General features: G+C 70.2%; 12 protein-coding genes. 1 reads left to right on the forward strand and 11 read right to left on the reverse strand.

From position 1 onward, the window contains the following. Nucleotides 1–83 precede the first annotated feature (83 nt). Nucleotides 84–1,613: a GTPase HflX gene (gene hflX, locus ABD733_RS11530; protein ID WP_344796318.1), complete on the reverse strand. Its 1,530-nt coding sequence runs from the start codon at nucleotides 1,611–1,613 to the stop codon at nucleotides 84–86. 41 nt (nucleotides 1,614–1,654) lie between these two features. On the opposite strand from hflX, the gene ABD733_RS11535 reads away from it, so the two are divergent. After that, nucleotides 1,655–2,263 carry a class I SAM-dependent methyltransferase gene (locus tag ABD733_RS11535; protein WP_344796320.1) on the forward strand — a complete coding sequence of 203 codons (609 nt, stop codon included), beginning with the start codon at nucleotides 1,655–1,657 and terminating at the stop codon, nucleotides 2,261–2,263. A gap of 79 nt (nucleotides 2,264–2,342) precedes the next feature. Here the strand turns inward: ABD733_RS11535 and dapF are convergent, their stop codons facing one another. The 10 genes from dapF to ABD733_RS11585 form a co-directional block, all read right to left on the reverse strand. Then, nucleotides 2,343–3,236, reverse strand: coding sequence for a diaminopimelate epimerase (gene dapF, locus ABD733_RS11540; RefSeq protein ID WP_344796322.1), 894 nt, complete (start codon nucleotides 3,234–3,236; stop codon nucleotides 2,343–2,345). Beyond that, the gene (gene miaA, locus ABD733_RS11545) at nucleotides 3,233–4,129 is read right to left on the reverse strand and encodes a tRNA (adenosine(37)-N6)-dimethylallyltransferase MiaA (protein WP_344797023.1); all 897 of its coding nucleotides are present in this window, start codon (nucleotides 4,127–4,129) and stop codon (nucleotides 3,233–3,235) included. The genes dapF and miaA overlap by 4 nt, the downstream gene beginning before the upstream one ends. Before the next feature lie 96 nt (nucleotides 4,130–4,225). Further along, nucleotides 4,226–5,851, reverse strand: coding sequence for a tRNA (N6-isopentenyl adenosine(37)-C2)-methylthiotransferase MiaB (gene miaB / locus ABD733_RS11550; RefSeq protein ID WP_344796323.1), 1,626 nt, complete (start codon nucleotides 5,849–5,851; stop codon nucleotides 4,226–4,228). Nucleotides 5,852–5,946: 95 nt separating this feature from the next. Next, nucleotides 5,947–6,882: a regulatory protein RecX gene (locus ABD733_RS11555; protein ID WP_344796325.1), complete on the reverse strand. Its 936-nt coding sequence runs from the start codon at nucleotides 6,880–6,882 to the stop codon at nucleotides 5,947–5,949. Then, on the reverse strand, nucleotides 6,879–7,970 hold the full coding sequence (gene recA / locus ABD733_RS11560) for a recombinase RecA (RefSeq protein WP_344796327.1): 1,092 nt from the start codon (nucleotides 7,968–7,970) through the stop codon (nucleotides 6,879–6,881). Before recA ends, ABD733_RS11555 begins: the two co-directional genes overlap by 4 nt. Nucleotides 7,971–8,294: 324 nt before the next feature. Further along, nucleotides 8,295–8,519, reverse strand: a complete 225-nt coding sequence (locus tag ABD733_RS11565; RefSeq protein ID WP_344796329.1) for a DUF3046 domain-containing protein — start codon at nucleotides 8,517–8,519, stop codon at nucleotides 8,295–8,297. A gap of 100 nt (nucleotides 8,520–8,619) precedes the next feature. Continuing rightward, nucleotides 8,620–8,928, reverse strand: a complete 309-nt coding sequence (locus ABD733_RS11570) for a helix-turn-helix domain-containing protein (RefSeq protein ID WP_123505971.1) — start codon at nucleotides 8,926–8,928, stop codon at nucleotides 8,620–8,622. Nucleotides 8,929–9,072: 144 nt separating this feature from the next. After that, complete coding sequence (locus tag ABD733_RS11575) at nucleotides 9,073–9,564, reverse strand: CinA family protein (protein ID WP_344796336.1); 492 nt, start codon at nucleotides 9,562–9,564, stop codon at nucleotides 9,073–9,075. Next, complete coding sequence (pgsA, locus tag ABD733_RS11580) at nucleotides 9,561–10,217, reverse strand: CDP-diacylglycerol--glycerol-3-phosphate 3-phosphatidyltransferase (RefSeq protein WP_344796338.1); 657 nt, start codon at nucleotides 10,215–10,217, stop codon at nucleotides 9,561–9,563. The genes ABD733_RS11575 and pgsA overlap by 4 nt, the downstream gene beginning before the upstream one ends. Nucleotides 10,218–10,221: 4 nt before the next feature. Next, nucleotides 10,222–13,209: an FtsK/SpoIIIE family DNA translocase gene (locus ABD733_RS11585; RefSeq protein ID WP_344796340.1), complete on the reverse strand. Its 2,988-nt coding sequence runs from the start codon at nucleotides 13,207–13,209 to the stop codon at nucleotides 10,222–10,224. Nucleotides 13,210–13,316: the final 107 nt, after the last annotated feature.

Consider the following 13,316-nt stretch of genomic DNA (forward strand, 5'->3'; position numbering starts at 1 on the left):
GGCCTGAACACCCGCCTCGCGCAGCCCCGTACGTGAACCGCCCCCGACCAGAAGGCCGGGGGCGGTTCGCGTCGGTCGGCTTGCTAGGCCACGAACTCCTGGAGCGTCGGGGCATCCTGCGGGTAGACCTTCGCGATGACCCGCGTGCCGGCCTCGACGTACTGCACGTCGACGACCCGCCCGATCTCGTGGATCCTGGCGATCACCTCGCCGCGGTCGTACGGCACCAGCAGGTCGAGCTCGACCTCGGGCCGCGGGAGCAGCTCGGCGAGCTTCGCGCGGAGCTCGTCGATGCCCTCGCCGGTCCGGGCCGACACGAAGACCGCGTCGGGCACCAGACCGCGGAGCACGAGGCGCTGACCCTCGTCGACCAGGTCGCTCTTGTTGAACACGACGACCTCGGGGATCTCGCGGCCGTCGACCTCGGAGATGACCTCCCGCACCGTCGCGAGCTGCGCGGCCGGGTCGGGGTGCGACCCGTCGACGACGTGCACGATGATGTCGCTGCCCTCGACCTCCTCCAGCGTCGACCGGAAGGCCTCCACCAGCTGGTGCGGCAGATTGCGGACGAAGCCGACGGTGTCGGTGTACGTGAACGGGCGGCCGTCGTCGGTGACGCTCTTGCGGACGGTGGCATCGAGGGTCGCGAACAGCGCGTTCTCGACCAGGACGCCTGCCCGCGTGAGGCGGTTGAGGAGGCTCGACTTGCCCGCGTTCGTGTAGCCGGCGATGGCCACGCTCGGGACGACGTTGCGGACGCGGTTCGCGCGCTTGGCGTCTCGAGCCGGCTTCATCTCCTTGATCTTCTTGCGCAGGATCGCCATCCGCGTGTGGATGCGGCGGCGGTCGAGCTCGATCTTCGTCTCACCGGGACCACGCGAGCCCATGCCCGCGCCCGCGCCGCCCACCTGGCCACCGGCCTGGCGGGACATCGACTCGCCCCAGCCGCGGAGCCGCGGGAGGAGGTACTCGAGCTGGGCGAGCTCGACCTGCGCCTTGCCCTCGCGGCTCTTGGCGTGCTGGCTGAAGATGTCGAGGATGACGGCCGTGCGGTCGATCACCTTCACCTTCACCACGTCCTCGAGCGCGCGCCGCTGGCTCGGAGCCAGCTCGGTGTCGGCGATCACGGTGTCGGCGCCGAGCGCCATGACGGTGTTCTTCAGCTCGATCGCCTTGCCCGAGCCGAGGTAGGTGCTGGGGTCGGGGTTCGGACGGCGCTGGAGCAGACCGTCGAGGACGACCGCACCGGCCGTCTCGGCGAGAGCCGCGAGCTCGCGGAGGGAGTTCTCGGCATCCTGCAGGGAGCCCTGCGAATACACGCCGATCAGGACGACGTTCTCGAGTCGGAGCTGTCGGTATTCGACCTCGGTGACGTCTTCGAGCTCGGTCGAGAGCCCGGCCACGCGCCGGAGCGCCTGACGGTCTTCGAGGTCGAACTGGTCGCCGTCGGTCGCGTCGCCGTCGACTGCGGGGCCTCGGAGGCCCCTCGTCTGGATCGCCGACGCGGGCGAGAAGACCGACAGACCGGCGCGGGTCTCGGAGCCTCGCAGGATGCGGTCGACGACGTCGTCGCTCTCCTGGCGCTCGGTGCCCGTGCTGCTGTGCTCAGTCATTGCAGTCACATTAGACCTTTCAGGTTCGATAATCTGTGGGGATGGCCAGCGAGCACTACTTCTCGTCGCAGCCGTCGAGCGAACTCCGACCGCGAGAGATCACGGTCGAGATCGCGGGCCGCGAACTCTCTCTGGCGACCGCCGCCGGCGTCTTCTCACCGGGGCGGATCGACCCGGGCACTCAGGTGCTCCTGGCCGAGATGCCGACGCCACCGCGCGAAGGCACCTTCTTGGATGTGGGATGTGGTTGGGGGCCCGTCGCCCTCACACTCGCCCTGCTCTCCCCCGACGCCACGGTGTGGGCGGTCGATGTGAACGAGCGGGTGCTGGAGCTGCTGCGCGAGAACGCGAGACGGGCGGGCATCACCAACATCAACGCGGTGCTGCCCGACGATGTTCCCTCGGAGATCGAGTTCGACGGCATCTGGTCGAACCCGCCCATCCGGGTCGGCAAGACCGTTCTGCACGAGATCCTGTCGCAGTGGCTGCCTCGGCTCGGACGAGACCTCGAGGCGTACCTCGTGGTGGCGAAGAACCTCGGAGCCGACTCGCTGCAGAAGTGGCTGAACGAAGACCTGAAGGGCGTCGTGGAGGTCGAGCGAACGTCGACATCGAAGGGCTACCGCATTCTGCGGGCGACACGCCTGTAGTTCAGGTTCAGATCTTCATGCCTTGATTCTACGCGCCGTGGGCAGGATGCGAAAGGGCAGGCAGGCGCCTGCAGCCCGGTCAGATGGCGAGCTCTCCCGTGAACACCAGCTCGGCCGGACCGCTCAGCGAGACGTGCTCGCCGTCCTCCGTGGCGAACATGCGGACGCCGACGGTTCCGCCCGGGACGTCCACCCGCCACTGGTCGGGCGCGCTGGGGCCCGCGTAGTAGCGGACCGCGAGAGCTGCCGCCGCGGCGCCGGTGCCGCACGACAGCGTCTCGCCGGAGCCTCGTTCGTGGACGCGCATCGTGATCCTGCCCACGCCGTCGGCGACGAGCGGGTCGGACGGCACGACGAATTCGACGTTCGCGCCCTCGAGAGGCGCCGGCTCGATGATCGGGATGACCGTGAGATCGACCTTGGCAAGCTCGTCGGCGGTCGCCAGCGCGACCACGACGTGCGGGTTGCCGACGCTCAGCCCGAGCCCCGGCCGCACGGCGTGGAGATCGCGCGCCCGCACCTCGGGGTGCTCGTCGTCGAGGCGCCACCGCCCCAGGTCGACCTGGAACCCGCGGGCGTTGAGCTGCACGTCGCGGACGCCTGCGCGGGTGCCGATGGAGAGCGTCTCGCCCGGGGTCAGAGTCGCGAGACCCTGCTCGAGGAGGTATGCCGTGAAGACGCGGATGCCGTTGCCGCACATCTCGGCGGCGCTCCCGTCGGCGTTGTGGTAGTCCATGAACCACTCCGCGGCGTCGTCCTCCTCGAGGATCGCCCGCCCCTCGGGGTGGTTCTCGGACCGCACCGCGCGGATCACGCCGTCGCCGCCGACGCCGAAGTGGCGGTCTGCCAGCGCGCGGATGCGGTCGGGCGTCAGGTCGAAGTCGCCCTCCGGATCGGAGAACAGCACGAAGTCGTTGCCGGTGCCCTGACCCTTGGTGAATCGGACGGTGGTCGGCTGCGCGGTGGTGGTCACCCCAGCAGTGTATCGGCGGCCGCCTCCGCTGCCCCGGGAGTGCCGGATCGCGACCAGGACACCCGCGGATAGCGCCGGAACCAGCTCACCTGCCGACGCGCGTAGCGTCTCGTGAGCTGCTTCGTGGCATCCTGCGCCTCGCTCTCGGACAGGTCGCCGCGGACCTCGGCGATCGCCTGCGCGTAGCCGATCGCTCGAGAGGCGGTGACGCCCTGTTCGAGCCCCTGCGGCAGGAGCGCGCGGACCTCGTCGACGAGGCCGTCACGCCACATCGCCTCGACGCGCCGGTCGAGGCGGTCGACCAGCACGCCGCGCTCCTCCTCCAGGCCGAAGAAGACGGCAGGATGCCACAGGGGCGCGTCGTCGGGGAGGCCCACGGCGAACGACTCCCCGGTGAGTTCGCCGACCTCGAGGGCGCGGGCGAGTCGGCGCCCGTTGTGAGGCCCGATCGCCGTGGCCGCTGCAGGATCGCGCTCCCGCAGCAGCTCGTGGAGGGCGCGAGCCCCCTCCCGCTCGAGCTGGTCTTCGTAGCGCGCGCGGATCTCGGGGTCGGTGCCCGGGAACCGGAAGTCGAAGGCCACGCCGCTGACGTAGAGGCCCGAACCACCGACCAGGATCGGCACGCGGTCGCGGCGCAGGATGTCGTCGATCACGTCGCGCGCACGCCCCTGGTACCACTCGACGCTCGCCTCTGCGGTGACGTCGAGCTCGTCGAGGAGGTGGTGCGGGACGCCGCGACGCTCACCCGGCGACAGCTTGGCAGTGCCGACGTCCATGCCGCGGTAGAGCTGCATCGCGTCGGCGTTCACGATCTCGGCTGCGGAGCCTCGTCGCGCGAGAGCGTCGGCGAGGTCGAGGGCGAAGGCGGATTTTCCGGTGCCCGTCGCGCCCACGACGACCGCGAGGCGCCCGGTCGCGTCGCCGGCGAGGCGCCCGGTCGCGTCGGCGGATCCGCGATCGGCGGGCGCAGGATCGGGGTGGCTCACGACCTAGCGCTGGCCGTCGGCGGGGTCGTAGATCGGGGTCGTCGCGACACGGAGCGTCGGGAGGCCGAGCGAGACGCGAGCGCCGGTGCCGGTGCCGGTGCCGGTGCCGGTGCCGGTGCCGGTGCCGGTGCCGTTAGTGGCGCCCGCATGCCCCGCTCCGCTCGTCGAGGACGGGACCGCGCAGCTCGCGATCTCGGCGGCGTCCCACGCGTCGCCGGCGCGGGTGCGCCGGACGGAGAACTCCGACCCGGGCGCGGCGTCGGCGATCAGGTAGAAGGGCTTCGCATCGGTGATCGTCGTCGTGACGACATCGCCCGGGCGGGGCGCCGGGGCGCCTTCGGGGACCTCGAAGTGGACGAGCCGTGAGTCTTCGGCACGGCCGGAGAGGCGGTGCGTGGCCTTGTCTTTGCGGCCCTCGCCGGTGGCGACGAGGATCTCGACGCGGCGTCCGACCTGCTTCTGGTTCTCTTCGGCGGAGATGCGGTCTTGGACGGCGACGAGACGCTCGTACCGCTCCTGAACGACCTCCTTCGGGAGCTGGTCGGGCAGCGTGGCGGCCGGAGTGCCGGGCCGGATGGAGTACTGGAACGTGAAGGCGCTGGCGAAGCGGGCCTCTTCGACGACGCGGAGCGTCTCGAGGAAGTCGGCTTCGGTCTCGCCGGGGAAGCCGACGATGATGTCGGTGCTGATCGCGGCGTTCGGGATCCGGGCGCGGACACGGTCGAGGATGCCGAGGAACTTCTCGCTCCGATAGCTGCGCCGCATCGCCTTCAGGATGCGGTCGGACCCCGATTGGAGCGGCATGTGCAGCTGGGGCATGACGCTCGGCGTCTCGGCCATCGCGTCGATGACGTCGTCGGTGAAGGCGGCGGGGTGCGGACTCGTGAAGCGGATGCGCTCGAGGCCGGGGATCGTGCCCACGGCGCGGAGGAGCTTGGCGAACGCGCCGCGGTCGCCGAACTCGACGCCGTACGAGTTGACGTTCTGGCCGAGGAGCGTGACCTCGACGGCCCCGTCGTCGACCAGCGCCCGGATCTCGCTCAGGATGTCGCCGGGACGGCGGTCTTTCTCCTTGCCGCGGAGCGCGGGCACGATGCAGAACGTGCAGGTGTTGTTGCAACCGACCGAGATGGAGACCCAGCCGCTGTAGGTCGAGTCGCGCTTCGTCGGCAGCGTCGAGGGGAACACGTCGAGGGACTCGAGGATCTCCAGCTGCGCCTCGTCGTTGTGCCGGGCCCGCTCGAGGAGCGTGGGCAGCGCGCCCATGTTGTGCGTGCCGAAGACCACGTCGACCCACGGGGCCTTCTCGAGGATGACGGACTTGTCTTTCTGGGCGAGGCAGCCGCCGACCGCGATCTGCATGCCCGCGTGGTCGCGCTTCAGGGCGGCCAGGTGCCCGAGGGTGCCGTAGAGCTTGTTGTCGGCGTTCTCGCGGACGGCGCAGGTGTTGATGACGACGATGTCGGCTTGTCGGCCCGCGGCGGGAAGGTAGCCGGCGGCCTCCAGCGACCCGCTCAGGCGCTCCGAGTCGTGCACGTTCATCTGACAGCCGAAGGTGCGGACCTCGTAGGTGCGCGGCGCCGCTGCTGCTGCGCTGGGGGTGGGACTGCTCTCGAGGACCGTCGACATAGTGCTCCAGTGTAAATCGTCAGGCCGTCGACCGAGTCGCAGTCGAACCGTCGACCCGCCGCCGCATCCGGGGTCTCAGCGTGCTGCGACAGTCGTCACTCGAAGCGGACGCCGCCGCCTCGGCCCCCGCGGGGAAGAGCCTTCTCGACCGCGCGGCGGATCACCTCGGACCGGTAGCCGCGTCGCATCAGGAAGGCGTTCAGTCGCCTCTCGGCCGTCGCCTGATCGAGGCCGCGCAGCTGGCCCGCCCTCTTCAGAGCCCACTCGTCGCAGCGCGCCTGCTCTTCGTCGTCGTCGATCTCGGAGACGGCCTGTTCGATCGCCTCCTGGGCGATGCCCCGCTGCCGCAGCTCGGCGGTGATGGCCTGCTTGCCGAGGCCCTTGCGGTCTTGCTTGGTGCGGACCAGGTTCTCGGCCAGCTCCGCGTCGTCGAGCAGCCCCACCCGCTCGAGCCGCTCGACCTCGGCGATCACGACCTCCTCGGGGAGGTCGCGCGACCGCAGTGTCTTGGCCATCTCGTGCGACGACACCCCTCGGCGACTCAGCGCGTGCAGGCTGATGTTCTCAGCCCGCTTCTGCGCTGCCTCGAGGCCTTCCGGCTCGGGCTCGGGCGGCTCGTCGTCGTCGAACCGCACGCCGCTGTCGGGGCCCTCGGTCTTCGCGGCGAAGGCGGCGTACGTCGGCAGAGGGCTCACGATCGCGGTGGCGTCACCGTCGACAGCGCGGAGGGCAGAGGCCCGCCGCCGAGTGCTGGGGTGCGTGCTCGTGCCTGCTCCCCCGTCGGCGCGCCCGTCAGAGGCACTGCCCGCAGCATCATCGCCACTGTGTTCGATGGCGCCAGCCTCAGCGGCCCCGGCCTCAGCGGCACCGGCCTCATCGGCCCCGGGAGTCGCGCTCAGGGCCCAGCCGTCAGCAGTCTCGCCTGCCGAGGCCGCGGCGCCCGAGGCACGGCCGGACGACCGCCCGGAGCCCGGCGACTTCGCTCCGAAGAGCGGAGTCACCGGAGCGAGGCGGTCGTCGTGCTCCGTCACGCGCCCTTGCGCTCAGCCAGCTTGCGCTGGATGGGCTCGACGGGTGCAGCAGCGGAAGCCGCATCGGTTGCGGCCTTGGCGGCAGCCCCGTCGGCTCCGACGCCGAGCTTGGCGAGGATCTTCTGCTCGATCTCGTCGGCGATGGCCTTGTTCTGCAGCAGGAAGTTGCGCGAGTTCTCTTTGCCCTGGCCGAGCTGGTCGCCTTCGTAGGTGTACCAGGCGCCCGACTTGCGGACGATGCTGTGCTCGACACCGAAGTCGATCAGGCTGCCCTCGCGGGAGATGCCGACGCCGTACAGGATGTCGAACTCGGCCTGCTTGAAGGGCGGAGCCATCTTGTTCTTGACGACCTTCACGCGCGTGCGGTTGCCCACCGCGTCGCTGCCGTCTTTCAGGGTCTCGATGCGGCGGATGTCGAGCCGTACCGAGGCGTAGAACTTCAGCGCCTTGCCGCCCGCGGTGGTCTCGGGGCTTCCGAAGAACACGCCGATCTTCTCGCGGAGCTGGTTGATGAAGATCATCGTGGTGCCGGTCTGGTTGAGACCACCGGTGAGCTTTCGGAGGGCCTGCGACATGAGTCGCGCCTGGAGGCCGACGTGGGAGTCGCCCATCTCGCCCTCGATCTCGGCGCGGGGCACCAGGGCCGCCACGGAGTCGATGACGACGAGGTCGATGGACCCGGATCGGACGAGCATGTCGGCGATCTCGAGGGCCTGCTCACCGGTGTCGGGCTGCGACACGAGGAGGGCGTCGATGTCGACGCCGAGCTTCTTGGCGTACTCGGGGTCGAGCGCGTGCTCGGCGTCGATGAAGGCGGCGATACCGCCGGCCTTCTGCGCGTTGGCGATGGCGTGCAGCGTCAGCGTCGTCTTTCCCGAGGACTCGGGGCCGTAAATCTCGACGATGCGGCCACGCGGAAGACCACCGATGCCGAGGGCGACGTCGAGGGCGATCGAGCCGGTGGGGATGATGGCGACGGGGGCGCGGTCGTCGCTGCCCAGCCTCATCACCGCACCCTTGCCGAACTGACGGTCGATCTGGGCGAGAGCGGTCTCGAGGGCCTTCTCGCGATCAGCAACTGAGGGCATGGTGTTCTCCTTGTGACTGTCACCGTCGCGGCCACGGCCGAAGGGTGAGAAGCGGTGCGCCTATAGGCTGTCGCGTCTTCGTCGGCCGGTGGAGCAAGGCCGCCGTGTCTACGACAAGGCTCTGGGGTGCGCTGTTGTCCGGAACGTTACGGGCGGCCACCGACACTCGAGAGCGACGTGCGACTACCTGTGGAGAACCGGGCGGAAGTGCGCCCCTGTGAGGATGAGGCTAGCACTCGACCGAACACACGTTCGAGTGGCGCGGCCGCGTGTCGCGCGATCCTGCAGGGCCTGCTTCTGACGTTCGTGCGCAGAAGAGCCGGGCTAGGTGCGGGGCTTCGGCAGGCCGACGCCGTAGCGCCGCTCGGGCGGCACGCCCTCGACCTCACAGAGCGCCAGCCACACGTCGCGCGGGTCTTCGCCGCGCGTGACGGCCTCGTCGGCGGTCGCGTTGCCGAAGGCGGGCAGGACGACGTCGCGGGTCACGACGCGGCCGTACCCCTCGCCGAACTCGTCGACGACGGCCCGGGCGAATTCACTCTTGCGCACGAGGCGAGGGTACCTTCCTGGAGGTCCGGAGGCTCAGCGAGAGCCGGGAAACACGAACGCCCCGACGATGTCGGGGCGTTCGCTTCGGAGCCGGTGCGTTCTACCGGACCGCGAGGTCGGCGTCGAACTCGGCGACGAGGTCGTCGGGGAGCGTGTCGGGGACGGGGCTGAGCCCCTCGAGGACCGCCATGCGGTCTCCGACCTCACGCATGATGGTGGAAATGGGCGTCTCGAGAGCATCCGCAACCGAAGCGAGGATCTCGGAGCTGGCCTCTTTCTGACCGCGCTCGACCTCGCTCAGGTAACCGAGCGCGACGCTGGCCTTCGAAGCGACCTGGCGGAGCGTGCGGCCTTTCTGCAGGCGGAAGTCACGAAGGACGTCACCGATTTCTTGACGTACGAGAACCATAGGACCCTCCTCCTGAGGACGACCCACCGTGATCGAAGTACCAGGTGGGTGAGTAACACTAATGCGACCGCTGCTGTAACCATAGCCAGCAGACTTTGAATGCGCCGTGTGTACCTGCGAGTTGTAACGCGACCGAAACCCGCGCTATTCCCGAGATCGCTGGAGCAGCCTCTCAGCCGCCGCAAGGGATTCGGACACGGTGGCCCTGCGGATTGCCTCGCGGTCGCCCTCGAGAGAGAGAGCTGTCACATCGACGTGGGAGCCGAGCGAGACACCGACGTAGACGGTGCCGACCGGCTTGCCGTCTTGCGGGTCGGGCCCGGCGACACCCGTCGTCGAGATGCCGACGTCGGCCGGGCGGCCGTCGACGGTCAGGCGCTGGCGGACGCCCTGGGCCATCTGAGCCGCGACGTCGGGGTGCACGGCTCCCTCGCGCTCGAGCAGGCCGGCGTCGACGCCGAGGAGGGAGTGCTTGAGCAGAGTCTGGTAGGCGACGACGCCGCCCGCGACGACGGCGGACGCCCCCGGTACGGAGACCAGCTCGGCGACGACCAGCCCGCCCGTCAGCGACTCGGCGACTGCGACGGTCAGGCCGGCCGAGCGGAGCTCGGCGACCAGATCGACGGCGGTGGTCACGCTGCCCCGCCGGAGCGGCTCCGCGAGTGCAGGAGCGCCACCCGCATGTAGTCGAGCCCCGACAGGATCGTCGCCACGAACGCCGCCGACATGACGACGATGTTCACGTAGTCGAACCAGTGGCCGAACCAGTGCACGAACGGGAACAGGGCGAGCGTCAGCGCGACCCCCTGGAGCAGGGTCTTGAGCTTGCCGCCGCGAGAGGCGGCGATGACGCGGTCGCGGAGCGCGATGAACCGGTAGACGGTGATGCCGACCTCCCGGACCAGGATGAGGACGGTCACCCACCAGGGCAGCTCGCCGAGCACCGACAGGACGATGAACGCCCCGCCGGTCAGGACCTTGTCGGCCAGAGGGTCGACGATCTTGCCGAAGTCGGACACCAGGTTCTGACGGCGGGCGAGGAACCCGTCGAGGCTGTCGGTCAGGATCGCGACCACGAAGATGACGGCCGCCCAGACGCGGAGCGCACCGTCGGCGTGGTCGTCGGCGATCAGCAGGACGAAGAACACCGGGGCCATCAGGATGCGGACCACCGTGATGATGTTGGCGATGTTCGCCGTCGATGCGGGCCCGTCGCCGCGGCTGACGATCCGCCCGGTCAGGGGGAAGGCCTTGGCACGAGGGGTGTCGCCGTTCGGTGAGGAGCTCATGGACTCAGTCTCGTCCTGTCAGGCCCCAGGCGTCTTCGGACCCGTCGTCGCCGTCGACCTCCTCGTAGCCGCGGGTCAGGTCGCCGACCGGGTCGGCGGAGTAGCGGTCGCCCGCCGAGCGGTCGCCGCCCGCGCGCTCCGCCGGAGCGTCGGGACGCGGTGCGTAGCGCGGGTCGTCGACCGTCGGGCTGGCCGGCGCCGAGCCCTGGGAGCCTCCCTCGAGGCCGCGGAGCTTCGCGAGGACGCCGGGCAGCTGCTCGACGGTCACGAGGACGTCGCGCGCCTTGGAGCCCTCGGACGGGCCGACGATCTCGCGGGACTCCATGAGGTCCATCAGGCGCCCGGCCTTGGCGAATCCGACGCGGAGCTTGCGCTGCAGCATCGAGGTCGAGCCGAACTGCGTCGAGACGACGAGCTCGGCCGCCGCGAGGAGGAGCTCGAGGTCGTCGCCGATGTCGCCGTCGATCTCTTTCTTCTCGACCACGGCCGCGACGTCGGAGCGGTACTCGGGCCGCGCCTGCCGCGTGACGTGCGCGACCACGTCGTTGATCTCGCTCTCCTGGACCCAGGCGCCCTGGATGCGCATGGCCTTGGAGGCGCCCATGGGGAGGAAGAGGCCGTCGCCCTGGCCGATCAGCTTGTCGGCGCCCGGCTGGTCGAGGATGACGCGGGAGTCGGTGACGCTCGCCACGGCGAACGCCAGGCGCGACGGCACGTTGGCCTTGATGAGGCCCGTGACGACGTCCACGGACGGCCGCTGCGTGGCGAGCACGAGGTGGATGCCGGACGCGCGGGCGAGCTGCGTGATGCGGACGATGGAGTCCTCGACGTCGCGCGGCGCGACCATCATCAGGTCGGCGAGCTCGTCGACGACCACGAGGAGGTAGGGGTAGGGCTTGAGCGAGCGCTCGCTCCCCTGCGGCAGGACGATCTCGTTGTTCACGACCGCCTTGTTGAAGTCGTCGATGTGACGGAAGCCGAACGACGCGAGATCGTCGTACCGCATGTCCATCTCCTTCACGACCCACTGGAGAGCCTCGGCGGCCTTCTTGGAGTTCGTGATGATCGGCGTGATCAGGTGCGGGATGCCCGCGTAGATCGACAGCTCGACGCGCTTCGGGTCGATCAGCACCATGCGGACGTCGGTCGGCTTCGCGCGCATCAGGAGCGAGGTGATCAGCGTGTTGATGAAGATCGACTTGCCGGAGCCGGTCGACCCGGCGACCAGGAGGTGCGGCATCTTCGCGAGGTTCGCCACGACGTAGCCGCCCTCGACGTCTTTGCCGACGCCGATGGTCATCGGGTGGGTGCTCTTCGTCGCCGTGGAGGAGCGCAGGACGTCGCCGAGCGACACGATCTCGCGGTCGGTGTTGGGGATCTCGACACCGATGGCGCTCTTGCCGGGGATCGGCGACAGGATCCGCACCTCGTTGGAGGCGACGGCGTACGAGAGGTTCTTCGACAGCGCGGTGACCTTCTCGACCTTGACGCCCGGGCCGAGCTCGATCTCGTAGCGCGTCACGGTCGGGCCGCGCGAGAAGCCGACGACGCGGGCGTCGACGGAGAACTGCGTCAGCACCTCGGTGATGGCGGCGACGATGGTGTCGTTCGCCTCGCTCCGGGTCTTCGCAGGATCGCCCGGACTCAGCGTCGAGACGGCCGGGAGACGGTAGGGCGCGGCGTCGTCGTCGACGAGGTCGAGGCGCTGCGGCTCGTCGGCCTCGTCGGGCTCGAAGAACTCCGAGGCGGCGTCGGACGGGCCGAGGCTCGCGGCCGGAACGACGGGCCCCGCGGGTGCCGCCGCGGTCGCGGGGAGGCTCGGGAGGACCGTCGTCGCGGAGTCGTCGCCCGACAGGTGACGGACGGCCTCTTCTGCGAAGCCAAGGTCGCTCAGCAGGTCTGTCTCGGCAGTCGCCGCGGCGGCGGCGCCGAACGGCTCGGGCGCCCCGGCCGTGGACGGCACGACTGGCGCGGGCACCGGGGGCTGCCCCTCGATGATGTCGGTGAACGACGCGGACTCCCCTCGACGGCCTCGGCGCTTGCGCGAGCCCAGGCCCTCGGTCGGTGCCGTCTCGGCCACGACGGGGGTGTCGTACGCGGGGTCTTCTTCGCGGCCGCTCTTGTTGCGGCGCCACCACGGGAGCGAGTCGGCGTCTTCGTCGTCGACGCCGTCGATCGGCTGCTGCCCGGTCTCGTCTCGGCCGCGAGAGGGCGCGGAGGCAGCATCGTCGGGCCCGGGGGCGTCGAAGAGGTAGGCGTACAGCTCGTGGACGCGTCGGCCGATGTGGTTCGGCGGCGTCTTCGTGACGATCAGGATCGACAGCGCCAGGACGAAGCAGACCACCGGGACCGCCACCCAGACGGTGAGGAGGTTGACCATCCACGACGCGACGACCCAGCCGAGGATGCCGCCGCCCGCTGCGAGGCCGGCCATGCCGTCGGACGCGACGGGACGCCCGCCGTAGATGTGGCAGAGACCGCTGATCGAGACGACGAGGAGGCCGAGCCCGATGCCGATCCTGGTGTTGTCGTGCACGGAGGAGGGGTGTCGGAACAGCCAGCCGGCGAAGACCACCATGATGACCGGCAGGGCGTAGGCGACGCGGCCGAAGAGCCCGCCGAACGTGTAGTGGTCGAGAGCCATCGCGATCGGGTCGGCCGGATTCAGCCACTCGACGACGGCGCCGGCGACCGCGAGGAGCACCAGGAAGAAGGGCACGCCGTCGCGGCGCTCCGCAGGATCGAGGGACTCTTTGCCGAGGACGCGGAAGCCCGCGCCGACGATGTGGGCGAGGCCGAGCCACGCGCGCGTGCCGAGACCGGGGCCCTCGTGCACCGGCACGGGGGCGCGGGTGGCGGGCGCCTTGGACGCGGGGAGCCGCTTGGTCGCGGCGGCGCCGGAGCGCGAGGAACCGCGCGCCGGAGCCTTCGTCGACACAGGGGTCTTCGAAGACGCGCGAGGGCGCGACGACGGTTTCGTGCTCGTAGCCATGCCGCAAAGGTACAGGCCGCCACCGTCAGCAGGCTCGTTCGGAGGCGCGTGTCACCAGTCACACCAGTAACACGCGCCCCACGAGGAGGGCCGGGATCGGCCGGGGA

The sequence above is a fragment of the Frondihabitans peucedani genome (genome assembly GCF_039537585.1).
GTDB classification, from domain to species: Bacteria; Actinomycetota; Actinomycetes; order Actinomycetales; family Microbacteriaceae; genus Frondihabitans; species Frondihabitans peucedani.